Annotated in this window: 27 protein-coding genes; 10 read left to right on the top strand and 17 right to left on the bottom strand. The window is 60.9% G+C overall.

Annotation, left to right across the window (positions count from 1 at the left end):
• Positions 1 to 22: 22 nt before the first annotated feature.
• Both BDB13_RS09325 and BDB13_RS09330 read right to left on the bottom strand, forming a co-directional pair.
• A complete protein-coding gene (locus BDB13_RS09325; protein ID WP_094271389.1) occupies positions 23 to 1,180 on the bottom strand; it encodes an acyl-CoA dehydrogenase family protein in 1,158 nt (385 codons plus the stop codon).
• A 101-nt stretch (positions 1,181 to 1,281) separates the two neighbouring features.
• Entirely contained in the window at positions 1,282 to 2,082 is an 801-nt protein-coding gene (locus BDB13_RS09330) for a crotonase/enoyl-CoA hydratase family protein (protein ID WP_094271390.1), read from the bottom strand.
• Between the two features lie 116 nt (positions 2,083 to 2,198).
• Between BDB13_RS09330 and BDB13_RS09335 the strand changes: the two genes are divergently transcribed.
• The 3 genes from BDB13_RS09335 (at position 2,199) to BDB13_RS09345 (ending at position 4,466) form a co-directional block, all read left to right on the top strand.
• Entirely contained in the window at positions 2,199 to 2,978 is a 780-nt protein-coding gene (locus BDB13_RS09335) for an enoyl-CoA hydratase (RefSeq protein ID WP_094271391.1), read from the top strand.
• 97 nt (positions 2,979 to 3,075) lie between these two features.
• On the top strand, positions 3,076 to 3,822 hold the full coding sequence (locus BDB13_RS09340; protein ID WP_094274797.1) for a CoA transferase subunit A: 747 nt from the start codon (positions 3,076 to 3,078) through the stop codon (positions 3,820 to 3,822).
• Positions 3,819 to 4,466 (top strand): CoA transferase subunit B, encoded by a 648-nt coding sequence (locus BDB13_RS09345; RefSeq protein WP_094271392.1) that lies wholly within the window; start codon positions 3,819 to 3,821, stop codon positions 4,464 to 4,466. The genes BDB13_RS09340 and BDB13_RS09345 overlap by 4 nt, the downstream gene beginning before the upstream one ends.
• A 44-nt stretch (positions 4,467 to 4,510) precedes the next feature.
• Here BDB13_RS09345 and BDB13_RS09350 read toward each other — a convergent pair whose 3' ends face one another.
• The 7 genes from BDB13_RS09350 to BDB13_RS09380 form a co-directional block, all read right to left on the bottom strand.
• Positions 4,511 to 5,263: an IclR family transcriptional regulator gene (locus BDB13_RS09350; protein ID WP_094271393.1), complete on the bottom strand. Its 753-nt coding sequence runs from the start codon at positions 5,261 to 5,263 to the stop codon at positions 4,511 to 4,513.
• Between the two features lie 41 nt (positions 5,264 to 5,304).
• A complete protein-coding gene (locus BDB13_RS09355) occupies positions 5,305 to 6,495 on the bottom strand; it encodes a 4-hydroxybenzoate 3-monooxygenase (RefSeq protein ID WP_094271394.1) in 1,191 nt (396 codons plus the stop codon).
• A 248-nt stretch (positions 6,496 to 6,743) separates the two neighbouring features.
• Positions 6,744 to 8,045, bottom strand: a complete 1,302-nt coding sequence (locus tag BDB13_RS09360; RefSeq protein WP_094271395.1) for an MFS transporter — start codon at positions 8,043 to 8,045, stop codon at positions 6,744 to 6,746.
• 216 nt (positions 8,046 to 8,261) lie between these two features.
• On the bottom strand, positions 8,262 to 8,894 hold the full coding sequence (locus BDB13_RS09365; protein ID WP_094271396.1) for an alpha-ketoglutarate-dependent dioxygenase AlkB: 633 nt from the start codon (positions 8,892 to 8,894) through the stop codon (positions 8,262 to 8,264).
• 209 nt (positions 8,895 to 9,103) lie between these two features.
• Positions 9,104 to 10,174, bottom strand: a complete 1,071-nt coding sequence (locus tag BDB13_RS09370; RefSeq protein WP_254923005.1) for a HoxN/HupN/NixA family nickel/cobalt transporter — start codon at positions 10,172 to 10,174, stop codon at positions 9,104 to 9,106.
• Between the two features lie 190 nt (positions 10,175 to 10,364).
• Entirely contained in the window at positions 10,365 to 10,694 is a 330-nt protein-coding gene (locus tag BDB13_RS09375) for a branched-chain amino acid transporter permease (RefSeq protein WP_094271398.1), read from the bottom strand.
• Positions 10,687 to 11,424, bottom strand: a complete 738-nt coding sequence (locus BDB13_RS09380) for an AzlC family ABC transporter permease (RefSeq protein WP_094274798.1) — start codon at positions 11,422 to 11,424, stop codon at positions 10,687 to 10,689. Before BDB13_RS09380 ends, BDB13_RS09375 begins: the two co-directional genes overlap by 8 nt.
• 79 nt (positions 11,425 to 11,503) lie before the next feature.
• Here BDB13_RS09380 and BDB13_RS09385 point away from each other — a divergent pair, with 79 nt between their 5' ends.
• Positions 11,504 to 11,944 carry an Lrp/AsnC family transcriptional regulator gene (locus tag BDB13_RS09385; protein ID WP_094271399.1) on the top strand — a complete coding sequence of 147 codons (441 nt, stop codon included), beginning with the start codon at positions 11,504 to 11,506 and terminating at the stop codon, positions 11,942 to 11,944.
• A 114-nt stretch (positions 11,945 to 12,058) separates the two neighbouring features.
• Positions 12,059 to 12,484 (top strand): VOC family protein, encoded by a 426-nt coding sequence (locus BDB13_RS09390; RefSeq protein ID WP_094271400.1) that lies wholly within the window; start codon positions 12,059 to 12,061, stop codon positions 12,482 to 12,484.
• On the opposite strand, the gene BDB13_RS09395 is transcribed toward BDB13_RS09390, so the two are convergent.
• Both BDB13_RS09395 and BDB13_RS09400 read right to left on the bottom strand, forming a co-directional pair.
• Positions 12,481 to 13,491, bottom strand: a complete 1,011-nt coding sequence (locus BDB13_RS09395) for an AraC family transcriptional regulator (RefSeq protein WP_094271401.1) — start codon at positions 13,489 to 13,491, stop codon at positions 12,481 to 12,483. The genes BDB13_RS09390 and BDB13_RS09395 overlap by 4 nt on opposite strands.
• Positions 13,488 to 14,678 carry a pyridoxal phosphate-dependent aminotransferase gene (locus BDB13_RS09400; protein ID WP_094271402.1) on the bottom strand — a complete coding sequence of 397 codons (1,191 nt, stop codon included), beginning with the start codon at positions 14,676 to 14,678 and terminating at the stop codon, positions 13,488 to 13,490. The genes BDB13_RS09395 and BDB13_RS09400 overlap by 4 nt, the downstream gene beginning before the upstream one ends.
• 137 nt (positions 14,679 to 14,815) lie before the next feature.
• On the opposite strand from BDB13_RS09400, the gene BDB13_RS09405 reads away from it, so the two are divergent.
• The 5 genes from BDB13_RS09405 to BDB13_RS09425 all read left to right on the top strand — a co-directional run bounded on the left by BDB13_RS09405 (position 14,816) and on the right by BDB13_RS09425 (position 18,584).
• Entirely contained in the window at positions 14,816 to 15,394 is a 579-nt protein-coding gene (locus BDB13_RS09405) for a carboxymuconolactone decarboxylase family protein (RefSeq protein ID WP_094271403.1), read from the top strand.
• A gap of 99 nt (positions 15,395 to 15,493) precedes the next feature.
• The gene (locus BDB13_RS09410; protein ID WP_094274799.1) at positions 15,494 to 15,889 is read left to right on the top strand and encodes a TOBE domain-containing protein; all 396 of its coding nucleotides are present in this window, start codon (positions 15,494 to 15,496) and stop codon (positions 15,887 to 15,889) included.
• Positions 15,890 to 15,913: 24 nt separating this feature from the next.
• Positions 15,914 to 16,696, top strand: coding sequence for a molybdate ABC transporter substrate-binding protein (gene modA / locus BDB13_RS09415; protein ID WP_094271404.1), 783 nt, complete (start codon positions 15,914 to 15,916; stop codon positions 16,694 to 16,696).
• Complete coding sequence (locus BDB13_RS09420; RefSeq protein WP_094271405.1) at positions 16,696 to 17,502, top strand: ABC transporter permease; 807 nt, start codon at positions 16,696 to 16,698, stop codon at positions 17,500 to 17,502. The genes modA and BDB13_RS09420 overlap by 1 nt, the downstream gene beginning before the upstream one ends.
• Positions 17,499 to 18,584: a sulfate/molybdate ABC transporter ATP-binding protein gene (locus BDB13_RS09425; protein ID WP_094271406.1), complete on the top strand. Its 1,086-nt coding sequence runs from the start codon at positions 17,499 to 17,501 to the stop codon at positions 18,582 to 18,584. Before BDB13_RS09420 ends, BDB13_RS09425 begins: the two co-directional genes overlap by 4 nt.
• On the opposite strand, the gene fadD11 is transcribed toward BDB13_RS09425, so the two are convergent.
• Genes fadD11 through BDB13_RS09450 form a run of 6 tightly spaced genes read right to left on the bottom strand, consistent with a single transcriptional unit; the run spans position 18,560 to position 24,361 of the window.
• Positions 18,560 to 20,362, bottom strand: a complete 1,803-nt coding sequence (gene fadD11, locus BDB13_RS09430) for a fatty acid--CoA ligase FadD11 (protein ID WP_094271407.1) — start codon at positions 20,360 to 20,362, stop codon at positions 18,560 to 18,562. The genes BDB13_RS09425 and fadD11 overlap by 25 nt on opposite strands.
• Positions 20,359 to 21,294, bottom strand: coding sequence for an SDR family oxidoreductase (locus BDB13_RS09435; RefSeq protein ID WP_094271408.1), 936 nt, complete (start codon positions 21,292 to 21,294; stop codon positions 20,359 to 20,361). The genes fadD11 and BDB13_RS09435 overlap by 4 nt, the downstream gene beginning before the upstream one ends.
• A gap of 4 nt (positions 21,295 to 21,298) precedes the next feature.
• The gene (locus BDB13_RS09440) at positions 21,299 to 22,426 is read right to left on the bottom strand and encodes an aldehyde dehydrogenase family protein (RefSeq protein WP_369597448.1); all 1,128 of its coding nucleotides are present in this window, start codon (positions 22,424 to 22,426) and stop codon (positions 21,299 to 21,301) included.
• The gene (locus BDB13_RS32900; RefSeq protein WP_254922768.1) at positions 22,366 to 22,782 is read right to left on the bottom strand and encodes an aldehyde dehydrogenase family protein; all 417 of its coding nucleotides are present in this window, start codon (positions 22,780 to 22,782) and stop codon (positions 22,366 to 22,368) included. Before BDB13_RS32900 ends, BDB13_RS09440 begins: the two co-directional genes overlap by 61 nt.
• On the bottom strand, positions 22,779 to 23,282 hold the full coding sequence (locus tag BDB13_RS09445; protein WP_094271409.1) for an SRPBCC family protein: 504 nt from the start codon (positions 23,280 to 23,282) through the stop codon (positions 22,779 to 22,781). Before BDB13_RS09445 ends, BDB13_RS32900 begins: the two co-directional genes overlap by 4 nt.
• Positions 23,279 to 24,361 (bottom strand): PDR/VanB family oxidoreductase, encoded by a 1,083-nt coding sequence (locus BDB13_RS09450; RefSeq protein WP_094271410.1) that lies wholly within the window; start codon positions 24,359 to 24,361, stop codon positions 23,279 to 23,281. The genes BDB13_RS09445 and BDB13_RS09450 overlap by 4 nt, the downstream gene beginning before the upstream one ends.
• Position 24,362: the final 1 nt, after the last annotated feature.

Here is a 24,362-nt window from a genome sequence, read left to right on the forward strand (position 1 = left end):
AATCCTGTTCAAGGATCTCGAGTCAGCGAAACTCGGCGGCGATGTCCCGGCCGATGATTTCCTTCATGATCTCGGTGGTGCCGCCGTAGATGGTCTGAATCCGGGAATCGACGTAGGCACGGCCGATCGGGTATTCCATCATGTAGCCGTAGCCGCCGTGCAACTGCACGCAGCGGTCGACGATGCGTTTCTGGAGTTCCGTCGCCCACCACTTGCTCATCGACGCGTCAACTGCCGTGAGCTCGCCGGCATTCAAAGCGATAACTGCTCGGTCGATATGGGATTCGGTCACCTCGATCTCCGTACGCATTTCCGCAAGGGCGAATCGGGTGTTCTGAAGATCGCCGATCGGCTTTCCGAACGCCTTTCGTTCGAACACGTAGTTCTTGGTCCATTCGTAGGCGGCGCGGGCAGCCACGATTGCCGACACGGCGATGGAGATCCGCTCGAGCGGAAGGTTTTCCATCAGGTGCTGGAATCCCTTGCCTTCGGTACCGAGGAGGTTCTCCGCCGGAACGCGCACGTTCTCGAAGACAAGTTCTGCGGTGTCCTGAGCGGCCAGTCCGACCTTGTGGAGTTTGCGTCCGCGGGTGAACCCGGGGGCCCCGCGTTCGACAGCAATCAGTGAGAAGCCCCTCGACCCGGCTTCAGGGTCGGTGCGGCACACGACGATCACGAAATCGGAGTGGATTCCATTGGTAATGAACGTCTTCTGGCCGTTGATCACCCACTCGTCGCCGTCCCGTACTGCCGAAGTCCGAACGCCTTGCAGGTCCGAGCCGGCACCGGGTTCGGTCATGGCGATCGCGGTGATCACCTCACCGCTAGCCATGCGAGGCAGCCAGCGGGCCTTCTGTTCCTCGGTGCCGAGATGCAGGATGTACGGGACGACGATGTCGTCGTGCACGCTAAGGCCGGAGCCGAACGACGTGGTGCCGGTGCGGGCGAATTCTTCGAACGCGACATGCCGGAACCGATAATCGGTGACGCCTGCGCCGCCGTATTCTTCGGGGATGTTGAGACCGAGGATGCCGGATGCGCCGGCGGCGAGCCACGCCGCGCGGTCGACAAGCCGATCCTCTTCCCACTTCGCGTAGTGAGGTTCGATCTCACGGGCGAGGAATTCGCGGACGGTTGCGCGGTAGTCCTCGTGGTCGGCTTCGAAGTGCTTACGTTGCATCGGTTTTCTGCCTCAGGCTCGGTATTTCGGCACGTCGGGTTGTGATGGGAACCCGGCGTGTGTGGGGGATTGTCTTGTAGCGGAAGATGACTCGACTGAGGTCAGCGTCCCTGCCACACCGGGGGACGCTTTTCCGCGAAGGCCTTCGGGCCTTCCTGAGCGTCGGCGCTGGTGAAGACCACTTTCATGGCCTGAGCGTTCTTGTCCCACGCGTCCTGTTCCCAGTCCGAAGATGTAGCGGTGTGGTGGATCATGGCCTTCGACTCGCGGACCGAGAGGGGTGCGTTTGCAGCGATCTGTTGCGCCAATTCGAGAGCCATCTCGAGGGCTGTGCCAGCGGGTGCGACGCGGTTGACCAGACCCAGGGCCAGTCCGTCGACAGCGCTGATGGGCTCGCCGGTGAGTGCGAGTTCCAGAGCGATCTTGCGGGGAATCTGCTGCTGCATGCGAATCACGCCGCCGGCTGCGGCAAACAGTCCACGCTTGACCTCCGGCAGGCCCAGTTGTGCCTGCTCGTCGATGACGGCGAGGTCCGATGCCAGGACGAGTTCTGTGCCGCCGCCCAGCGCAAATCCGTTGACTGCAGCGATGGTTGGCTTGCTCACCCAATGCTGGGCGTACCCCGCGAAGCCCCACTCCGGATGGCCGTCGGCGTCGAGCGACGCGCCGCTGCCGAGTGCTTTCAGATCGGCGCCCGCGCAGAAGGCGCGTCCGGCGCCGGTGATGACGATGACGCGGACGTCGTTGTCCGTGTCGGCCTGCTCGATCAGTGTGCCGACGGCTGTCGCCAGCTCGCCGTTGACCGCGTTAAGCGCGCGTGGACGATTCAGGGTGATGATTGCGATTGGTCCTCGGCGCTCGTAGAGAGCGGCGGGCTCGGCAGTGATCGATTCGTCGGCCACAGGGACTCCTTAAATCTGTACTATGGTTACTTAACGCTCGCTAAATAGCTACCATCTGGGCGGCCGCAGGTCAAAAATCTGGTTCTCGTGTCCAGCGCTACGTAAAGGAATTCGCCATGACCACCGTCGATCCCGGTGTCGTTTGCACTGTCGAGGGCAACATTCTTCGCGTCACAATCAGCCGCCCTGCCAGCATGAATGCTGTCAATGTCGAAGTGCTCGACGCGATAGTCGATGCATTCGAGCGGCATTCGGACGCCCCGAACGTACGGGTCGCAGTTCTCGCTGGTTCCGGGCGGGCCTTCTGCACCGGTGCGGACTTGGCGGGCGTGGATCTGTCCAACCCGCCATCGCCTGAGGTTATTGACGCAGCCAATCGAGTCGTCGCGTCCATTCGGGCATTTCCACGTCCGGTGATCGGGGCTGTGCGCGGTCCGGCTGCCGGCGTCGGAGTGTCGCTGGCGTTGGCCTGCGATCTGACGGTGACCTCCGAATCCAGCTACTTCCTGCTGGCCTTCACCAGGATCGGACTGATGCCCGACGGCGGTGCCACGGCACTGGTTGCGGCATCGATCGGTCGCGCGCGGGCGATGCGAATGTCGCTGTTGGCTGAGCGCCTTACAGCGTCGGATGCTTTGCAGGCCGGGCTCATTGCCCAGGTGTATGCGGACGGTGAATTCGATGCGGAGGTCGAGGTTCTCGCTCGCCGTCTGGTCGACGGCCCCGCAATTGCCTTCCAGAGGACGAAAGACGCGATCAACGACGCCACGCTCGGTCAACTCGACGCTGCTTTCGAGCGCGAGCGGTCGGGTCAGCTGGAACTGCTGGCGGGTGCCGACTTTGCCGAAGGTGTCAGCGCTTTCCAGAACAAACGTCCGGCAAAGTTCGGGCGGTAGTTGTGGGCGTCTCCTGTGAGACGCTGAGCCCTAGCAGTGTTCGCAATGCGTACTGGGGTTCACAATACGCACGCTTCGCGCTACTGTCATAAACATGATGGACAAAGTCATTCCCACTGCAGCCGAGGCCGTCGCGGACGTGCCGGACGGCGTCACTATTGCTGTCGGAGGATTCGGGCTCGTCGGAGTGCCGGAAATCCTCATCAATGCACTGCTCGAGCAAGGCGCGACGTCGATCGAGACCGTGAGCAACAACTGCGGTACCGACGGCTTCGGGCTTGGTGTGCTCCTCGAACACGGGCGGATCCGCCGGACTATCAGCTCGTACGTCGGCTCCAACAAGGAGTTCGCCCGCCAGTACCTCGGCGGTGAACTGGAAGTCGAACTCACGCCGCAGGGCACACTAGCCGAGCGCATGCGCGCCGGTGGAGCGGGCATTCCGGCATTCTTCACTCCGGCCGGTGTCGGGACTCAGGTTGCCGACGGTGGCCTGCCCTTGCGCTACGACGGCAATGGCGGCATCGCACTTGCCAGCCCGCCCAAGGAAACTCGCGAGTTCGACGGTGTTACCTATGTGATGGAACGCGGCATCGTCGCGGACTATGCACTCGTTCATGCGTGGAAGGGTGATCGCCACGGCAACCTCGTCTACCGCGCGAGCACACAGAACTTCAATCCTGCTGCGGCAACGTCGGGTCGGATCACCATCGCTCAGGTAGAGCACCTCGTCGAGCCGGGCGAACTCGACCCCGCCGAAATCCACACCCCCGGCATCCATGTTCAGCGAGTGGTCCACGTCGGCCCCGTGACGGTCGGAATCGAAAATCGGACGGTGAAGGCATGACCGCAGTGACACCTACCAAACTCACCCGTGAAGAGATGGCGGCGCGAGTCGCACGCGAACTCGAGGACGGTCAGTACGTGAACCTCGGCATCGGCATGCCGACGCTTGTTCCGAACTACCTTCCTACCGACATCACCGTCGTATTGCATTCGGAAAACGGCGTTTTGGGTGTCGGGCCGTACCCGACCGAAGATGAACTCGATCCCGAACTGATCAACGCGGGCAAGGAAACCATCACGGTTCTTCCCGGTGCGTCCTTCTTCGACTCCTCGGCGTCGTTCGGCATGATTCGCGGCGGTCAGGTGGACGTTGCGGTGCTCGGCGCCATGCAGGTCAGCGCAACGGGTGACCTCGCGAACTGGATGATTCCCGGCCACATGGTCAAGGGAATGGGCGGCGCAATGGATCTGGTTCACGGCGCCAAGCGTGTGATCGTGATGATGGAACACGTCTCCAAGAAGGGTGAGCACAAGATCGTCGAAGAATGCTCACTGCCGTTGACCGGCAAGGGCTGCGTTCAGCGGATCATCACCGACATGGCTGTCATCGACGTGACTGCCGAGGGTCTGGTTCTGATCGAAACGGCACCGGGTGTGAGCGTCGACGACGTAGTTGCTGCGACCGGTGCGAAACTGATTCTCTGACAGAGGTTGATACGGCGCGGGTTCGGCATAGCTCCCGCGCCGTATCAGTCGAGGAATGCCAGATCAATTCTTCGTGAGATGCCGCGTGCCGCAGCAATCAATGCCGGGACCAGTGGAGCCGGATCATGCCCTACCGGAACAACAATCGACACGGCCGCGACGACGGACCCCCGACCTTTTCGGACCGGTGCGGCCAAGGCGAGTGTTCCGGCGTTCAAGTGCTCACGGCAGGTGACAAAGCCGGTGCGACGGATGTCGTCGAGTTTGGTGCGCAGCACGTGTTCGGAGGTAATCGTTTGAGGGGTAAACGATTCCAGCCCTCGGTCGAGTACTCGATCAAGGAGTTCGGCACCGCCGTGGGCCAGAAGAATCAAACCTCCGCTAGACGCGTGGAGGGGCAACCTGCCGCCGGCCCGACCGACTACGGAGACCGCAGTGTGCGCCGACAATCGCTCGAGATACAAGGCCTCCACGCCCTCACGAACTACCAGCTGCACGTTCTCGTGAGTGGCTTCGTAGAGATCTTCGAGGAAGGGCAACGCCACGTGCCGCAACCCGTGGGCGCCCGGAGCGAGTGCCCCGAGTTCCCAGAGGCGCACGCCGATCTCGTACTTGCCGTCATCCATTCGCTCGAGCGCGCGATGGACGATCAGTTGCCCACACAGGCGATGGACCGTCGGTAGTGGCAGACCGGTACGCCGACTGATCTCGGATTGACTCAACCGGGGAGAGCCGGCGTCGAATGCGCCGAGCACGGTAAATGCGCGGCCGATCAGGGAACGGTCGTCGACTGTCACCTCTTTATTGTGACTGACAGTCGACGACCATTCGAGCCCCACTAGAAGATCAGGGGTGTGCCAACGTAGTTCTCGGCAATCAGTGTGCGGCCCGCGACAGAACGGGTCACCATATCGAGTTCAGCCAACTGGCGGCGGTGACCGAAGCCTGATTCGTCGGGCAGGCGATGAAGCATCGACGACATCCACCAGGAGAAGTGCTGCGTCCGCCAGATTCTCGGCAGGACGGTTGCGGTGTAGGCCTCCAACAGCTTTCGATCAGAGTTCACGAAGAAGTGTTCCATCGCCTTCGAGAGCACAAAGACGTCTGCGATGGCAAGATTCATGCCCTTCGCGCCGGTCGGTGGCACAGTATGTGCGGCGTCACCCGCGAGGAACAGATTGCCGTGCTGCATCGGCTCGCAGACAAAACTGCGGAACTGAAGGATTGACTTCTGAAAGATCTTGCCGTCCTTGATCTCTGCGCCTTCGCCGTCGACGCGCAGGTGCAACTCATCCCAGATTCGATCGTCGGACCAGTTGTCGACGGAATCGTCGGGGTCAACCTGAAGGTAGTGGCGCTGAACGTCGGGAGTGCGAGTGCTGATCAGTGCGAAACCGCGCTCATGATTGGCATAGATCAGTTCGTCCGATGACGGCGGTGCTTCCGCGAGGATTCCGAACCAGGCGAACGGGTACTGGCGGAAATGATCGGTCCGTACCGTGGATTCGGGGATGAGCTTGCGTGTTTCGGTTCGAGAACCGTCGCAACCGGCTACAAGAGCGCAATCGAGCTTCTGCTCGTTTCCGTCGGAATCGACGAAAGTGATACTCGGGGTATCTGATTCGTGGCCGTGGACGCGGGCCTCGGAGACACCGAAGCGAATGTCGCCGCCGTCTGCAAGGCGACGTTCGATCAGATCCTTGAGCACCTCGTGCTGGGGATAGACCGTGACCGCGCGACCATCCGTCAACTCGTCGAACGCGATGCGATGTCCACGACCACCGAAACGCAATTCGATTCCGTGATGCTCCAACCCTTCTCGCTTCAACCGGTCACCGAGACCGGTGTCCACCATGAGATCGACAGTGTTCTGCTCGAGTACGCCGGCACGGATAGTGCCTTCGACCTCCACGCGGGTTCGGGATTCGAGTACCACGGAATCAATGCCCTGCAGATGCAATAAGTGCGAGAGCATGAGGCCGGCCGGGCCACCTCCGATGATTCCGACCTGGGTACGCGTGGTGGCCATGTGAAAACTCCTGGTTGTGCTGAGGATTGGTGAAACGTTGCCACTACCTTCGCCTCTTACCTCATTGCCTAGCTAGTACCAATTTCACTGAGTGAAAGTTTACTTTTTGACGCTCACGGAATCGTCCCCGTCGTTTCGAGATTTGTAGTGATTTCCCGAGGCTCGCAAGGTTGAATCTCGGCCAGGTACAAGAAAAGTCGGTAGACGAGGGGGTCTCGTCTACCGACTCTTGCCAACTGGTCCGAACGTCAGGGGGCGTCAGTGCCGATGTTGCGGGTCGAGGAGATCGCAACCAGACCGATCAGGCCGACCAGCGCAAAGGCGTAGAAGCCCCACGGCACTGCGTATCCGGCGCCGAGCAGTGCGCCGCCGAGGATCGGGCCGCAGATTGCGCCGAGACGTCCGACGCCGGCCGACCAGCCCAGGGCCGTCGCGCGAATATTCGCGGGGTGATTGGCGCTGGTGAAGGCATACACGAGCACCTGGGCGCTGAAGACGAAGCAGCCGGCCAGGAACACCATGACGTAGATGGCGCCCCCTGCCTTGACACTGAGCAGCGCGAGGAAGATGGCTGCACCGGTGAACCACACGACGGCAGCCGTGCGGGGGCCGACCTTGTCGGCGACACGGCCCGCGACGAGCAGGCCGACGACGGCACCGGCATTGAGGATCAGCAGGAATGTCAGAGCAGCGCCGAGTTCGTAGCCGGCCTCACGCATGATCGTCGGTAGCCAGGTGTTGAGGCCGTAGACGAGAAGCAGACCCATGAACGAAGTGACCCAGATAGCGATGCTGTTCCGCAGGAACTTCGGCGAGAAGAGCATCTTCACCGGGTTGGTTGCGCTTGCGACGGCGGCATCGGCATCGGCATCGGTGGCCGGCGCGGCCTCGAGCACGAGTCCGTACTGCGCGGCGATTTGTTCGGCCTCTTCACGACGGCCGTGGGCGAGTAGGTAAGCCGGCGACTCCGGCAAGTACTTGATCATCAGCGGAATCAGCACCAGCGCGGGTGCTGCGCCGACGATGAACATCGAATGCCAGCCGAACGGGTCGATCAGCACGAGGGCGAGGGCTGCGGTGGCGACGGCTCCGACGTGGTAACCGGTCATCAGCATTGTGGAGGCTGAGCCGCCGCCCTGCTTCTTCGAGAACTCGTTCACCAGTACCAACGCCGTGGGCAGCGCGCCACCGAGACCGACGCCAGCGAGGAAGCGGAGCGCTCCGAAGATAAACGGGTTGGGGGCAACTGCGCACAGCAGCGTCAACAGCGAGAAGGCCGCGACTGAATAGATCAGTGCCTTGCGTCGACCGATGATGTCGGTGAGGGTGCCGATGGTCAGTGCACCGATCGTCATACCGACGAGGCCGAACGTCGAGATGATCGTGATCGCGCTTGTGCTCAGATTCCAGTCGCCGTACTCGCGCAGCGAGGGGATGACTGCACCCAGGACCACGAGGTCGAATCCGTCGAGGAGGACGGCGATCCAACACAGTGGGGCGACCCACATCGCGGCGCGAACGCGTGTCGCGGGTCGTTCGATAGTGCTCATTGCTTTCTCCAGGACATAGACGGAAGAGCCATGTTCGTATAACGAACACATGTTCACGGGTTGTTCGCATGATTGTTGAGTGGCTCACATGCGAATGTCAAACCGCCCATATGCAGGGAAACCGGTCAGTTTCCTCAAGGATGCCCTGGAGATGCGGCCGTCGCCGGCGTCCGGCGGCTGGCCTTGTGTGACTGACTGGGACTGTCTTGACCGCCGCTATCTGACTCCATGTGTGCGGAACTGAACGCTGATTCTAGGGCCGAGTGCGCGGGCGCTCTTGGGTACGCAGTGCTCCCACGTCCGTTGGCATGAACCGCCCATGACCAGAAGATCGCCATGCCCGAGGTTGAAGCGGATCGATTCACCACCGCCGCGCGGCCGAAGCAGTAGCGGGCGGGCTGCGCCGAGCGACAGGATGGCCACCATCGTGTCTTCCGTGCGACTACGCCCGGTGTCATCTCCGTGCCAGGCGACGCTGTCGGAGCCGTCGCGGTAGAAGCACAGGCCGGATGTGGCGAACGGTTCGCCGAGTTCGTCGCGGTAATGCCGGCTCAATGCGCTTTTCGCCTCGGCGAGTAGGGGATCCGGCAGAGGTTCGTTCTCGTTGTAGAAATGCACCAGACGAGGGACATCGACGACGCGGTCGTACATCTGGCGTCGTTCGGCACGCCAGGGTACGGAATTCTCGAGGTTGTCGAACACTGCTGCCGACCCAGTCAGCCAGGCCGGCCGATGATCGACCCACGCGCCTGCCGTGAGGCGGCGTCGCTCCAGGGTGTGGTCGAGATCAGCCAACTCGACGCCGAGTTCACCGTTGTCGAAGAGTGACGGTTGCATCATGGCGGTCATAAGGTCCACGGTACACCCGTTATCGAACATATGTTCTATAACTGTGGCGGAGCTTAGATGCTTCAATGTCGTGGATTCTCTGCTGGAGGTGGAGGGCGGCCCACCTCCCGGCGAGTGACAGCCGGGCGGCAGACCTACTTTGCGGCAGACCCCTCGCTCCGAAATTGCCGCCGCTCTCGTTCTATACCCACGAAGTTCGGCGGCGAAACCTACGCAGATTCAGCTGCCGCCGCAGACTGCGCCTGCCAACGCTCCTCGATACGGCCCAACTTCCATACCGTGACGGCTACGAGCCAGGTGACGACGAATAACCCCACGATGATGAAACCCATCGCACCTAAATCGAGGTTCCCGATGGCACCTAGAATTCCGGTATCGATATCGAGTTTCTCGGTGAAGATCGAGATGATTTCCTGTGTTCCGATGAGCAGGGCGACTGCGACGGACAAGCCTGTGATCACCATGTTGTAGTAGATCTTTCGGACCGGCTGCGCAAAGGCCCAGCCATAGGCGAAGTTCATGAACGATCCGTCGATCGAGTCGAACAGAGCCATGCCTGCGCAGAAGAGAATTGGCAGGACCATGATCGAGTACCAGGGCAATCCGGTCACGGCGGCGCCGCCGGCTATCACCAGGAGCCCGACTTCGGTGACGGTGTCGAAGCCCAAACCGAAAAGCAATCCGACGGGGTACATGTGCCAGGGTTTGCGCACCATTTTCATGACCGGTCCCAGAATCTTGTTCAGGGCTCCGCGGTTGTCCAACTCCTTCTCGAGTTGTTCCTCGTCGAAATTTCCCGCCTTGTATTTGGTGTAGACGCGGTGAATCCCGATGAGAGACACAAGATTCAGGACGCCGATCAGGATGAGGAAGGTGCCGGAAATGGTGGTTCCAAATAGGCCGGTCCACTTTGCGAGATCGGAATTGTCGTCGGAGAGGCTCGACGCCAACTGGCGGACGCCCAGCGCAAGCAGGGCTACGAGTACGAAGACGATCGTTGAATGCCCAAGCGAGAACCAAAACCCTACGGACATAGGTTTTTTACCGTCGGCTACCAGTTTGCGTGTGGTGTTGTCGATGGCCGCAATATGGTCGGCGTCGAAGGCATGCCGCATTCCGAGCGTGTAGGCAGTGACGCCCAGTCCGATGCCGAAGACGCTGCCTTCGATGGTGAAGTGCCCCGGCACCACCAGTCCGAGGAGGACGCCCCATCCGAGGGCGTTGAGCGCCACTACTGTGACAGTCATTCCGATGATGCTGCGACGCTGGGGGCGGTCCAAGCTCCGCCACGCGCCGATGATTCTTGTCCCTGTCGCGTTTGTCATCGTCATCGAACACCGCCGATTTCGAGTTGTGGGCCGACTTGCACCACTAAAATCGTATATGTGTTCAGCTGTTCAGATAAGGGTATTCAGGTTACAAATTGCCCATCTGGAAGTAAAGGTGCTTTGCTTCCGGATGGGCAATGAGTCACGCAAAAACGGTATTGACCATGCCCACGTACAAGGCTGTGCCGACGACGATGCTCAGGACCGCGTTCTTGCGCCACAAGTGGATTCCGGCGGTGACCGCGACGGCAACCAATTCCGGTATCCCGTGCGACGGGCCCGTAACCGAGACGTTCTTCAGCGAGTACATCACCAGGATCAGCATGATTCCGGCCGGCATGTAGATGCCGAGGTAGGCGACGAGTGCCGACGAACGGAGAGGCTTCAACACTGCAAACGGTATGGCGCGCAACGCGAATGTGACGATCGCCATCGTAGCGACGGCACTGAAGATGTACGTGGTGTCAGGCATCGGTGCTCGCCTTTTGCTGGTTGACCACGTAGCGGACGATCAGGAACGCAACAAACCCGCCCATTGCGATTGGCAGGACGTGCTCGGGTGCGATCAGACGAGCCAGCAGAGCGCAGGTTACTGCTGCCGCGGGAATTACGAATCCGCTCTGGGCACGCATCGCCTCGATCGACAAGACGACAAACAGTGCTGTGAGCGCAAAGTCCAGGCCGACAAGGGAATCGGGAATCCACTGCCCGGCCGTAGCTCCGAGAATTGCGCCGCCAACCCAGTAGCTGTGCAGGAAGAGTTGTGAGAAGACGATGACGCGGCCTGACAGCGCTTTCGGGTCGGTGGTGACCGACATTGCGTAGGCCTCATCAGTGAGGGCGAACATGCTGTAGAAGCGCGCGAGGGGATTCTGCACCTTGTTCAGCGGGAAGCTCAACGCGTAGAAGACATGTCGAAAGTTGACCAGCAATGCCGTCAGTGCGATGTACGGCAGTGGGGTCATTGCGGCAACCATGCCGACTGCAATGAACTCGAGTGAGCCGGCGTAGATCAACGAGGTGAAAACCATTGCCCACCAAGGATTCAGTCCCTGTTGTACGACGAGGACGCCGAGGGCAACGCCGAGCGGCAACAGGCCGATGCCGACGGGCAGCGACAGCTGAAAGGCGCGTCGCCACGCCGGGCTCTGAGAGTGGGCATCGACGGCAGTTGTGTCCGTCGATGTTGATGATTCGATCACCACGAAAATGTAGTACAAAATGCGAGGTTTACGATTGCCCAGAATGCGCAAATTTTGAATTCTGCGCAATAATATCCGCATGGATGCCATGGATGACGCAATTTTATTCCACCTCCGTCAGGACTCCAGTCTGACCAACACGGAATTGGCGGATCTGGTGGGGCTTACGCCGTCGCCGTGCCTACGTCGGGTCAAGAAACTCGAGGCCGACGGTGTCATCACCGGCTACCGGGCTGTTGTCAGTCCGGAAGCCCTCGACCGGGGGTTTCAGGTGATCGTGACCGCGGAGATCAGTGTCAACGACCAAGCCACCATCGAGGACTTCGAATCGCGCGTGGCAGCCTTTGACGAGGTGATCGAATGTCGACGACTCTTCGGGATCCCCGACTACTTCATCCGCGTCGCAGTCAAGGATCTCGCGACCTACGAACAGTTCCTGGCCACCAAACTCAGCGGCCTGCCGGCGGTGTCGCGGGTGACCTCTCTCATCACGATGAAGACGATCAAGAGTGTGGACTGATACTCGAGCCCCTTTTTTGGTGCGAACGGCATGTTCATCGCCTCAGATCGACTGAACGTGCCGTTCGCTCTGGCGGGGACACGGAATGTCGGTGGGCAGCGTTAACGTCAGAGCATGGGATACGAATTTCAAGTCACAGTAGATTCTGCACACCCGCATGAGCAGGCTAAATGGTGGGCTAGTGCACTCGGATGGGTAGTTGAGCCGAGCGATGAGGACTTCATCAGAGGTCTCGTCGCAGCGGGTCACGCGCAAGAATCCGACACCACGACGTTCGAGGGCGTGCTCGTCTGGAGAGAAGGCGCGGCTATCAGCGATCCGGAGCATTCGGAACGGCCGCGGGTTCTCTTCCAGCTCGTGCCGGAATCCAAGACCGTGAAGAACCGCCTTCATTTCGACATCCGGGTGGGGGACAACCGCGAGGACGTGGCCGCCCAGTTGGAGGCGGTTGGCGCGAAGGTTCTGCACCGTGGACAACAAGGCCCCAGTGTGTGGATCACCATGTCGGACCCGGAAGGCAACGAGTTCTGCGTCAGCTAGCGGTAGGAGCTGGGAGTGTCGCCCGTCCACCGCTTGAAGGCGCGGCGGAACGCACTGGGCTCGGAAAATCCGAGGCGGGACGAGAGTAGTTCGACGGACTCGCCGCGTCCCAGTCCGGCGATCGCGATATCTCGGAGCACTTCTTCGCGCAATTGATTCAGTGACGTACCTTCGCGGCGAAGTAACCTTCGCAGGTGAGGCACGCTGATCGAGAGCATCTCGGCAATCTCGTCTGCCGTCGAGGTGCGACCCTTCACGCCGAGTTCGATGACTCGACGCACTTGTGCTGATGCTGTGCTGTCGTAGTCGCGCTCAGACATCAGCTGAATCGGAGATTCGCGTAGATACTCCTCCAGGGATTCCTCAGTCTGGATTATCGGTGCCCGCATAGCGGAGTTGTCGAATTCCAAAGCGGCGCGCGATGTACCGAACGTGACGGGTGCACCGAAGATGTAGTCGTAGTCCTGAGCTAGCCGGGCGTCTGGGGCTTCGTAGGGGAATTCGATGGCGCGAAGTCGTACGCGTTTGCCGATCAGCCAGGCCGCAAAACGGTGAAGCAAAATGAGGACAAAATCGGTTGTAACACGTGCTGCCACATCAGGTTCGGAAATTTCAGCCCTTGGTTGGACGGAAAAACTGATGCGGGTGCTGTCCTCGCCGGTCTCGATTGACAAGGGTGCCAGGCCGGGCAATGCGCGGATTACGTCAGCCATCCGGGCGAAGGCGGTACCGAGATCACGGCAGTGAATCAATGTCAGGCAGATCAGACGAAATGTTCCTCGCGGAACGGGAGCGCCGCCGAGGCCGAATAATTCGTCGTCGGTGAGTTGCCAGGTGGTTTGAACGAAGGTTGTCACCTGAGCGGGGGTCAGACGTGCGCGAGGGTCGGACAGCGTAGCGAGGTCGATCCCTGCTGCCCGCAACGCATTCGAGAGATCGATGTTGTTGTCGGGCGAGAACATGAGGTAGCGCTGGACAAATGCTGTGGGGATGGTCCGGGCGCTCATGGGTGAGCGGCTCCCTGAAGCAGGTGGAGGCGGCGTGCAGCTTCGGAGAGAATGTGGTCTTGCTTGCAGAACGCGAACCGCACCAGGTGTTTCCAGTTGTCACGGTTATCGGCAAAGACGTCCACCGGGACGGCAGCGACGCCGATGCGTTCCGGAAGCGCACGGCAGAAATCTCCGGCATCGGTTTCGCCCAGGGGGCGAATGTCCGCGAGGAGGAAGTAGGTGCCGCCGCCGGAATGCACCGTGAATCCCGCGTCAGACAGAGCGTCGCTCAGCACGTCACGCTTGGATTGCAGGCTTGTTCGGAGGTCTGCGACCCACTGCTGTTCGTTGGTCAATGCGTATGCCACCGCCGGCTGGAACGGAGCGCCCGCAACAAATGACATGAACTGCTTGGCCGCGCGCACTCCGTCGATGAGCTCGCGGGGGCCGATCGCCCATCCCGTCTTCCAGCCTGTGACGTTGAAAGTTTTTGCGGCGCTGGATACTGTGACCGTGCGTTCGCGCATTCCGGGCAACGATGCCATCGGGGTGTGCGTGAGATCGTCGAACACCAGATGCTCGTAGACCTCGTCGCTCAACACGATCAGATCGCGTTCGCACGCAATCTCTGCGATTGCCCGCAATTCTGCCTCGGTGAACACAGTTCCCGTGGGGTTGTGTGGGCTGTTGACTACCAGCATCTTCGTGTTCGAGGTGATCGCTGCCTTGACCGCATCGAGGTCGACGACAAACTTGTCACCCGACGCGACCAGTGGAACGGTGCGACGCACGGCGCCGGCCAGTGCCACCGATGCGGCATACGAGTCGTAATACGGTTCGATGAGAACTACTTCTTCTCCCGGTTCGACCAGACCCAGGATTGCCGCACTGATTGCTTCGGTGGCACCCACCGTGACCAGCACCTCGGAATCGGGGTCGAAACCCAGGCCGTAACGAGCAAGTCTGTCGGCAGCGATGGCCCGGCGCAGGACGGGCATGCCCGGTCCCGGCGGGTACTGATTGACGCCCTCGGCGATTGCCCGCCTGGCTACCTCGAGCATCGCAGCGGGGCCATCGGTATCGGGAAATCCTTGACCCAGGTTGACGGCGTCGTGAAGAGTCGCCAGCGCCGTCATCTCAGCGAAAATCGTGGACGCGAATGGCTGCAGACGCGAGACAGTGCGGTTGCGGGGCGTCGAAGGCATCCCTGCAGCTTAGTCGGCTAGTGCTGCATCTTCACATCGCCGCAGGAGGGCTGCTTTGTCACGTTTAGAACTGCTTCCTCGTCCAACGCTGTAGACGGCGTCGAATTACGGCGGCCGAGGAAATCTGGAGGTTTGTGATGACGCGTATTCCATCCGTGGCGCCGACTGATGCCGGCCCACTGATCAAAGTGGCCTACAAGTTCACCGCCCGACAGTTCGGTGAGGTCCCCGAACCTTTTGCAGTTCTCGCCAACCATCGGAAATTGTTTCTCGCCGCAGCCCGTCATGAAATGGCGGTAAAGAAGGCGTCGAAGGTCCTACCGGTGAATGTCCGCGAACTTGCCGTCTACCGGGTGGCCTGGACGGTGGGTTGTTCGTGGTGCGTCGACTTTGGCACGATGCTCTCGCGCTTGGACGGCCTCGATGTGGAGAGGTTGAAAGAGATTGCCCATTACCAGGATTCACCGCTCTACAGCGATGACGAAAAAGCAGCAATCGCCTACGCCGACGCGATGACGGGGGATCCGCACGGTGAGCACGGCGTTACCGACGAGCAGGTAGCGGACCTGGAGCGCCGGTTCGGAAAGGCGGGGGTGGTGGAGTTGACCTACCAGATCGGCTTGGAGAACATGCGTTCGCGAATGTACTCCGCGCTCGGGATTACCGAGCAAGGGTTCAGTACTGATTCCTGCCGTGTCCCGTGGGCAGAAGACTGACACTGACATATCCGCAGGTGCGTTTCAATTTACCTATTTGTCACGCATGTGCGGTTGCATTGTCTTGTTTCGCGGAGCGTCACACCCTACGATCACGTGGTGCCCAACATACGAATCCGGGAAGCGGCCGGCCTGCTCGGTGTCAGTGACGACACCGTCCGGCGCTGGGTCGACGGAGGTCAACTGAGCGCCTCGACGGACGACGCGGGCCGTAAGGTCATCGACGGCGCCGAGTTGGCGGTGTTTGCTCGCACCAACTCCGCGCCGACTCCGACGGATCCGCTGAGCGGTGGGAGTTCGGCGCGCAACAGGTTTGCGGGCCTCGTCACCAAAGTTGTCACCGACAAAGTGATGGCGCAGGTCGAGATGCAATGTGGTCCGTTCACCGTGGTTTCGCTCATGAGTACCGACGCAGTCCGTGAACTCGGTCTCGAAGTCGGCAGCATTGCCGTTGCCGTAGTTAAAGCCACCACCGTCATCGTAGAAACGCCGTAATCGTCGAAACACCGTGAGGGAAAAGTGAAGAAAATTCTCGGAATCGTTGCCGCCGGTGCACTTTCGCTTACTCTGGTGACTGGCTGCAGCAGCTCCGACACCTCAACGACATCGACGGTACCGGCGAGTGTGACCGGCAACATCACCGTCTTTGCGGCAGCATCATTGAAGGGAACTTTTACCGAACTCGGTAAGGAATTCGAGTCCGAGAACCCGGGATCCACAGTAACTTTCAGTTTTGCCGGCTCTTCCGACCTCGTTGCACAGATCATCGCGGGTGCACCGGCCGATGTATTCGCCTCAGCGGACGCCGCAAACATGAAGAAGGCCACCGACGCCGGCGTCGTAGAAGGAACACCATCGGACTTCGCGAGCAATACCCTCACGATTGTTGTTCCGCCAGGAAATCCGAAGGGCATCACGTCGTTCGCTGATTTGGCGCAAGAGGGAACACACTTGGTGATCTGTGCCCCGCAGGTTCCGTGTGGTGCAGCCACGAAGAAGGTCGAAGACGCTACCGGTCAAACACTCGAGCCGGTCAGTGAGGAATCGTCGGTGACCGACGTGCTGAACAAGGTCACCTCAGGTCAGGCTGATGCCGGAATCGTTTACGTCACGGACGCGAAGTCAGCCGGCGACAAGGTCGAGACCGTTGAATTTCCCGAAGCTGTCACGGTGGTCAACCTGTACCAGATTGCGGTGATGAAGGATTCGAAGAATGCATCAACAGCAGCAAAGTTTGTTGATCTGGTGAAGGGGTCGAAGGGGCTGGCCGTCCTGAGTGACGCAGGATTTGCCGCCCCGTGATGCGAATCAAACCGGCAACTCGCGCTCCGCTCGGGTTGCCGGTCTGGATTTATCTCCCCGCGCTGATCGGCGGGGCTTTTGTCATAGTCCCGCTGATAGCGATGATGTCGACCGTTCACTGGTCGCAGTTCTGGCAACTCGTGACCTCGGAATCGTCGATTGCCGCGTTGAAGTTGAGCTTGAAGACGGCTGCTATGAGCACGATTCTCTGCATTCTCTTCGGCGTCCCGATGGCTGTGGTGCTGGCGCGCAGCAGTTTTCGGGGTCTGTCGGTTCTGCGGTCGCTGATCCTCCTTCCTCTTGTTTTGCCGCCGGTAGTGGGCGGCATCGCATTGCTCTACACCTTCGGCCGTAAAGGGCTGATCGGTGAGCAGTTGGAGGTGCTCGGAATTCAGATCGCCTTCTCCACAACCGCTGTCGTGTTGGCGCAAACCTTTGTCGCTCTGCCCTTTTTGGTGGTGAGCCTCGAAGGTGCGCTGCGTACGGCAGGAACTCGCTACGAGGCCGTGGCCGCGACGCTCGGTGCCAGACCGACCACAGTCCTTCGCAGAGTGACTCTTCCGCTGGTGCTGCCCGGCCTCGTTTCGGGTGCGGTCCTGGCGTTTGCCCGTGCACTCGGAGAATTCGGTGCGACGCTGACGTTTGCCGGCAGCCTCCAAGGTGTGACCCGTACCCTGCCGCTGGAAATTTATCTACAGCGCGAGACAGATCCAGATGCAGCCGTGGCTCTTTCGCTGGTACTCGTTGTAGTCGCAGTGTTGATCGTCGTTGCAGTTCGCGGCCGCGGAACAGCGGGATCACTGTGAGCGGACTGCACATCGACGTCGAGATACCGGAACGCGACGTTATCGCCAAGTTCGAAGTCGTGGCCGGGGAAGTGACAGCGATTCTCGGGCCCAACGGCGCCGGCAAATCCACAGTGCTGGCTGCTGTTGCGGGACTGCATCATCCGCATCGCGGGATGATCGAGCTCAACTCGCGAGTACTCACGGATACCGCAGCCGGAATCGCCCTGCCGCCGCACAAGCGCGGTACCGTGCTTCTCGCCCAGGACGCATTGCTCTTTCCTCATCTCAGTGCGGTGGACAACGTTGCGTTTGCACCTCACAGTGCCGGTCGATCGCGGCGCGAATCGGCGGAGATTGCCCGCCGCTGGCTTGACGCCGTTGATGCCGGTGAACTCGCAGAACGGAAGCCGTCGCAGTTGTCCGGGGGCCAGGCACAGCGGGTTGCCGTCGCGCGGGCGCTGGCGGCAGAACCGGAGTTGCTTCTCCTCGACGAGCCGATGGCGGCACTGGACGTGGCCTCGGCACCTGCCCTACGGTCGTTGCTGCGCAGAGTGTTACGAACCGGCGACCGCACCGCAGTCCTCGTCACCCACGACGCGCTCGACGCTCTGGCGCTCGCGGATACCGTGGTCGTTCTCGATGGCGGGCGAGTCGTGGAATACGGCGATGTCCGAACTGTTCTGACGCGTCCCCGCAGTACCTTCGCAGCCAGGATCGCAGGAATCAATCTCCGAAGCGGAAACATGCTCGACGAGGGAACAATGCGAACGCCGGGCGGTACCGACATTGCGGGACGAACCGAAGTTGATGTCGCAGTGGGAAGCCCGGCGGTTGCGATGTTCGAGCCGCGTGCCGTATCAGTGTTTCTCGACCCACCGCATGGAAGTCCGCGTAACGCCTTTACCGTCACGGTTGCGGAGATCGAAAATCGCGGATCGGTAGTTCGCGTGCGTGCCGAAGACGACGAGGGGCAACCTGGTTTGTCAGCTGACATCACCACTGCGGCAGCGGCCGAACTGGATTTGGTTCCAGGCTCGACCGCTACCTTTGTCGTGAAAGCTACCGAAACGCTGATCTACGCGCAGGGCGCCGGTTCGTAGAAGTCGCCGGTCATGGAATCCGTGTAGAGAACGGCGATTTCGGCAGAGTACTTCTCCGCGATGGGCTTGCGGCGCAGCTTCATCGTCGGAGTCAGTTCGGTGCTTCCCGGCTCCCAGAACGTGGGCAGTACGCAGAAGCGTTTGATCTGCTCCGCCCTCGACAGCCGTGAATTCCCCTCTCCGACAGCAGTAGCGATGGTGTCGACGATCCGGGAGTCCTTGGCGAGTACGGCAGCATCTGCCGCCAGTCCCAGCGTTCGCGCAATATCCAGGGCAGCTTCCGCCTTGAGCGTGATCAGTGCAGTGTTGAACGGTCGGCCGTCACCGATTGTGACTACCTCGCCGATGAGCGATGACGATGTCTTGACGGCTGTTTCGATTGCGGCCGGGGACATGTTCTTGCCCGACGCGTTGATGATCAGTTCCTTCTTCCGATCGATCACCGTCAGGTATCCGTCGGAATCCGCGGTAACGATGTCACCGGTCGAGAGCCAACCGTCGGAACTGAGTGCCTCAGCAGTCTTTTCCGGCTCGCCGCGATAGCCCTTCATTACCAGTGGGCCGCGTACGAGCAGTTCACCGTCGGACTCGATGCGCATGTCCATGCCGGGAAGAAGTTTTCCGACCGTCCCGAGTTTGGTGGGATCAGCCGGCGCGGTGCTGGCGATGCAGGTCAGCTCGGACATACCCCAGATCTCGGAAATCTGAATACCCAGTGCGGCAAAGAATGCCAGCGTGTCCGGTGGAATTGGGGCGGCACCGGAAATGGCCCATTTCAATTCGGCGAAGCCGAGCTTTGCGCGCAACGCGGACAGGACCATGGAATCTGCCTTGGCATACTCCGCTTCCAGTTCCGGGGGAACAGCGTCGCCCGTCCGCAAGAGCGCGAGGCGCTTACCTCCCACGGCCAGGGCCCACTGGAGCGCTCCGCGACGTGCGTCGTCAGGTTCGTTGGCTACCGCCAATTCGACTGCAACCTTGAGCTTCTCCCACACTCGGGGAACACTGCCCCAGATGGTGGGTCGGCAGTCCGGAAGCGCGGCCGCGACCATCGAGGGGTCGGGTACCACGGTGATTTCGGTTCCGAACACCATCTGCATGTACAGGCACGTCATCCGATCCGCGATGTGCGCGGATGGCATGTACGACGTGATGCGGTCACCGAATTCGACGGGTAGGACTTTGCTTACCGCGTTGGTTTCGAACAGCAAGGCGGTATGCGTCGACTCGACGCCCTTGGGGTTTCCGGTGGTTCCGGACGTGTAGATCAAGGTTGCGACGTCAGTGGGTTGTACTGCGTTCCAAGTTGATTCGAAGTCGAATGTCTCCGGAGCCGAGGCCTTCAGCTGATCAAGTGTCAGGATTCCGTCCGGAAGATCGGCGGAATCGGCATCGATGACGACAATAGTTTCTACCGATGCCCCTGATTGCTTGACCTTCTCCACGTATTTCGCTTCGCAGATAAGAACCCGCGCACCCGAGTTGGTGAGAATGTAGCGGATGGCTTCGGGCGAAGATGTGTTGTAGATGGAAAAAGCGGTGACTCCGACGTGCTGGGCACCCACGTCGATCGGATAGAACTCGATCCGGTTGCCCATCATCAGGGCAACGGTGTCACCCCGTTTGACTCCGATCCCGGTCAATCCAGCAGCAACGTCGCGGACCTGATCGGCATAGTCGCGCCAGGTCAAAGTCTGGGTACCACCGATGGTTCTCACTGCGACGGCGTCGGGCGCCACGGCGGAGACTCGTTGGAAGGCTGAACACAGTGTGGTCATGAGGCGCTCCTGGATCTGGTGGTGTTGTCGGTTCTTGTCTCGAGTTCGCGAATGAGCTGCTGTGTCTGCGTATCCCGCGCCAGATAGCTGTCGGCGAGGATGTTGACGAAGCCGCGGCCCCACGCCCACGGTTCCCAGGCAGCGGGCGCCAGCGTTCTGCCGGCGCGGCGCGCGATGGCGTCGGCGATCACTGTTGCCGCGCGCTCCGGGGAGATCCGGTGACGCAGCGGACCGGGAAGCATCGCGTCAAGTTTGCGTCCGATCTCGTCATCGTCGAGCGTCGCCCGCGCCAGTTTTGTATCGACCATTCCGAAGTAAGCGACACCGGCAGTTGCGCCGCGACCGGCTACTTCCAAACGTAGTGCGCGGCCGAGAGCTTCGACCCCGGCCTTGCTGATCATGTACGACGCCCCGCCAACCCCCGGCGCAAACGATGCTGCCGACGACACGACAACGATGTGCCCGCGATTGCGAACGACCTCGTCGATCAGTGGATGCACGGTGTTGAACACACCGATCAGATTGACATCGATGACCCGGTCGAATTCAGCCGGGTCGATCTGCCTCAATGTTGCCGGGGGAGGCGTGATTCCGGCATTAGCCACCACCACGTCGACTCGTCCGAGTTGGGTCACCACGGAATTCGCGGCTGCCCTCATGGCCTCCCGATCGCGAACGTCGGCCGTCACCGTTACTGCTCGCTCCGAACCCAACTCGGCCTTGGCTGCAGCGAGCGACGATCCATTCACATCGACGAGCGCCACAGTTGCGCCGCGCGAGTGCACTGTGCGAGCCAGGGCCAATCCGATGCCGTCCCCGCCGCCGGTGATCAGGACGACCTTTCCGGAGAGGTCGTAGTCGACTCGCCTACCCGGCAACGGAATTCCGAGATCCCGGACCGTGCCCGTCACTGCTGACCAGCGTCCTGTCATCTTTTCAGTGCCTTCCGTGTAGTGCGCGAATGAGAACCTTGACCAGCGAATCGATTCGGGCGGTACGACGGAATGTCGTCAGCGGTAGCAACGAGGGGAAACGCTGGCGGCTCGAGGCCCGCGCGTAGGTGAATTCCTTGAGTCCGTCGGCGCCGTGGACACGTCCGAATCCGGACTCGCCGACACCACCGAGCGGAAGGCTGGGAATTGCGGCGTACATGACGTATGAATTCACCGAAGCGCCTCCGGACCGAATCCGGTCTGCGATGGCAACGCCGTTCTTGCTGAATACGCTGAGCCCTAGCGCATATCGCGACGCGTTGGTGTGCATGATCGCCTCGTCCATGGTGCGGACTTTGGTGATGGTCATTGTCGGACCGAAGGTTTCTTCGGTGACGGCAAGGCTGTCTTCGGGCACGTCGACCAGAATTGTCGGCTGTACGTATTGGCCTGAGATGGAACCAGGCCCGCCGAGGACTACTCGTCCACCCTTGGCAACCGCGTCCGTCAGATGACGGCGGATGATATCCACCTGCGACGGCATCGTGATGGGGCCGATCTTGTCCTGCGCGCCCGAGCCTGCGCGGATCTTCGACGCCAAAGCAATTGTTTTGTCGAGGAACTCGTCGTAGACGTCTTCGTGCACGTAGACACGCTCGATGCCGAGACAGGTCTGACCCGAGTTGGACAGGGCGCCCCAGACTGCGGCATCTGCCGCAGCATCGACGTTGCCGGTCGAGTCGAGAATCAACGCGTCTTTGCCGCCGCACTCCATGAGTACGGGAGTGAGAGTCTCGGCGCACGCTGCCATTACCTTTTTGCCGGTCGCCGTAGATCCGGTGAAACCGATCTTGTCCACGCCGGACCGGCATAACTCTGCTCCGACAGATCCGTCTCCGGTGATCACCTGCAGTACCGAATGCTCGGGTACGACTTCCGCGAAGACACGCCCCAACCACTCGCCGACACCCGGCGCGAACTCGCTCGGCTTGTAGACCACGGCATTGCCGGCAGCCAGGGCAAACGAAATGGATCCCAGCGGAGTGAAAATCGGATAGTTCCACGGGCCGATCACCCCGACCACACCGAGTGGCCGGTACTCCAGGCTCGCAGCCTGATTGATCGTGAGCAAGCTCGATCGGACCGACCGTCGACCGAGCACCTTGCCCGCATTCTTCGACGCCCAGGCGAGGTGCTCGGGCTCGATCGGACCGACCGTCGACCGAGCACCTTGCCCGCATTCTTCGACGCCCAGGCGAGGTGCTCGAGAGCCATCGCAATTTCGAGCATCGCGTCGGGGCGCGGCTTACCCATCTCGAGATGAATGACCTCCGCTAGTTCCGGTGCTCGGCGTGCGATGATTCCGCGCCACCGGTCCAGGAGTTGGGCGCGCTCGTTAAATGCCAGTCCGGCCCACCACGTAGCAGCGACACGAGCAATGCGAACGGCGTCGGCCACATCGGTGCCGCGTTCGATAGTTGTCTTCATCTCCGGACTCCTTGGCGTGCGTGGACAATGGCGCCTTGCGCCCATCCCTTGGTGACACGGTGGAGGACCGGCCGTGAGAGCGCGAGGGCCGGCGAGAACCAGCGCTGTGGTTCTACGGCAAAGGTCCAGGTGAGGCGGCTTCCGCCCGGAATCTGTTGCACCAGGACGTCTTCGGCGAACTTGCGGAATCCGGGAAGTGAGGAAGCCTCGACATAGAATGACATCTGCGTTCCTTCGTCCCAGCGAAAGAACTTTTCGTTCAGCGAAGCAACACCGCCGGCGGCTTCTACAACGCGAGTCGAGCCCACCCCGAACGGCCTGGTGGAGGTCCAGTCTGCCCGTGTGAGTCCACGCGCCCAGGACGCCAGTGCGTCATCGGCAGTCAATGTGCGCCAGAGGCTTTCGGGATCCACGTCACTCTCGATCGCGTGAACGATCTTGATCGGTGCGGATTGGAAGAATGCGCCGTCTGCCTGTTCGAGGGCGTAGGAGCGCTTCACAGGTCCAACACCAAACTTCCACCGGTAGCGCGTGATTGGCAGGTCAGCATGAATTCGCTCCGTTCAGTGTCGGTGAGCAAGGTATCGCGGTGATCGACGTTTCCGGAGAGAACGTGCACTTTGCATGTTCCGCAGAATCCCTGCTGACAGGAGTAGGCGACGCCCGGGAGGACGCGTCTGACGGCTGCCAAGGTGCTCTCCTTGGCGCCCACGTCGACGGTGACACCAGTTTTGGCCAGGTGCACAGTGAACTCGTTTCCGTCCACCACCGGCAGCGGGGAAAAGCGTTCGCTGTGCAGGGAACCGGTTGGGTTGACGGCCACCATGACTTCACGTGCCGAGGACATCAGCGGCGTCGGACCGCAGATATACACCGCAGCGCCCGGCGTGGAAGCGGAGACTATCGATGCGATATCGGGTAGTCCGAACTCGTCGTCGGGTCGAATCGTGACCTGTCCGCTGGTGCAGTCCGCGATCTCGTCGAGGAACGGCATCGTGGCCCGAGATCGGCCGAGATAGTCCAAGCTCCACGGTATTCCACGCTCGTGGCAGCGCCGAATCATGGGGAGAATGGGTGTGATGCCGATTCCGCCGGCAATGAACAGGTACGACGGTGCTTCGACGAGAGGGAAGGCGTTTCGTGGCCCGCGGACATTCAATTGGATGCCAGGCGCAACGTCGTGGTGAATCTCGCGGGATCCGCCGTTGCCGTCGGCGATGCGCCGCACCGCAATCCGATAGCAAGACAGATCGCTGGGATCTCCGCACAGTGAATACTGCCGCTGCTTGCCGGAGGGCAGGAGGACGTCGAGATGTGCTCCGGGAATCCACGCCGGAAGGGCTTCTCCGCCGGGAGCAGTCAGGGTAATGCTGACAACGTCCTCGCATTCCGACTGTACCGACGACACATCGAGCAACATGTCGAACCCGCTGTAGCGAACGGGTTTCGGACGGGAAAGCAGCGGCGCCGCGGCACTGGCGGCAAAGATGCGTCGGTAGGCATCCGTCGCCTGAGCCGCCAGTCGAAGCGACCGGGGTGGGTCGAAAGACGTGGCGTTGTCAGCCTTGGTCTTGTTCATC

Source organism: Rhodococcus sp. OK302 (genome assembly GCF_002245895.1).
Lineage (GTDB): Bacteria > Actinomycetota > Actinomycetes > Mycobacteriales > Mycobacteriaceae > Rhodococcus_F.

Excerpts from the sequence above, each read along its gene's own strand:
- BDB13_RS09325 (WP_094271389.1), bottom strand. The coding sequence starts at position 1,180 with ATGCAACGTAAGCACTTCGAAGCCGACCACGAGGACTACCGCGCAACC.
- BDB13_RS09335 (WP_094271391.1), top strand. The coding sequence starts at position 2,199 with ATGACCACCGTCGATCCCGGTGTCGTTTGCACTGTCGAGGGCAACATT.
- BDB13_RS09340 (WP_094274797.1), top strand. The coding sequence starts at position 3,076 with ATGGACAAAGTCATTCCCACTGCAGCCGAGGCCGTCGCGGACGTGCCG.
- BDB13_RS09345 (WP_094271392.1), top strand. The coding sequence starts at position 3,819 with ATGACCGCAGTGACACCTACCAAACTCACCCGTGAAGAGATGGCGGCG.
- BDB13_RS09355 (WP_094271394.1), bottom strand. The coding sequence starts at position 6,495 with ATGGCCACCACGCGTACCCAGGTCGGAATCATCGGAGGTGGCCCGGCC.
- BDB13_RS09360 (WP_094271395.1), bottom strand. The coding sequence starts at position 8,045 with ATGAGCACTATCGAACGACCCGCGACACGCGTTCGCGCCGCGATGTGG.
- BDB13_RS09365 (WP_094271396.1), bottom strand. The coding sequence starts at position 8,894 with ATGACCGCCATGATGCAACCGTCACTCTTCGACAACGGTGAACTCGGC.
- BDB13_RS09375 (WP_094271398.1), bottom strand. The coding sequence starts at position 10,694 with ATGCCTGACACCACGTACATCTTCAGTGCCGTCGCTACGATGGCGATC.
- BDB13_RS09385 (WP_094271399.1), top strand. The coding sequence starts at position 11,504 with ATGGATGCCATGGATGACGCAATTTTATTCCACCTCCGTCAGGACTCC.
- BDB13_RS09390 (WP_094271400.1), top strand. The coding sequence starts at position 12,059 with ATGGGATACGAATTTCAAGTCACAGTAGATTCTGCACACCCGCATGAG.
- BDB13_RS09395 (WP_094271401.1), bottom strand. The coding sequence starts at position 13,491 with ATGAGCGCCCGGACCATCCCCACAGCATTTGTCCAGCGCTACCTCATG.
- BDB13_RS09400 (WP_094271402.1), bottom strand. The coding sequence starts at position 14,678 with ATGCCTTCGACGCCCCGCAACCGCACTGTCTCGCGTCTGCAGCCATTC.
- BDB13_RS09405 (WP_094271403.1), top strand. The coding sequence starts at position 14,816 with ATGACGCGTATTCCATCCGTGGCGCCGACTGATGCCGGCCCACTGATC.
- BDB13_RS09420 (WP_094271405.1), top strand. The coding sequence starts at position 16,696 with ATGCGAATCAAACCGGCAACTCGCGCTCCGCTCGGGTTGCCGGTCTGG.
- fadD11 (WP_094271407.1), bottom strand. The coding sequence starts at position 20,362 with ATGACCACACTGTGTTCAGCCTTCCAACGAGTCTCCGCCGTGGCGCCC.
- BDB13_RS09435 (WP_094271408.1), bottom strand. The coding sequence starts at position 21,294 with ATGACAGGACGCTGGTCAGCAGTGACGGGCACGGTCCGGGATCTCGGA.
- BDB13_RS32900 (WP_254922768.1), bottom strand. The coding sequence starts at position 22,782 with ATGAAGACAACTATCGAACGCGGCACCGATGTGGCCGACGCCGTTCGC.
- BDB13_RS09450 (WP_094271410.1), bottom strand. The coding sequence starts at position 24,361 with ATGAACAAGACCAAGGCTGACAACGCCACGTCTTTCGACCCACCCCGG.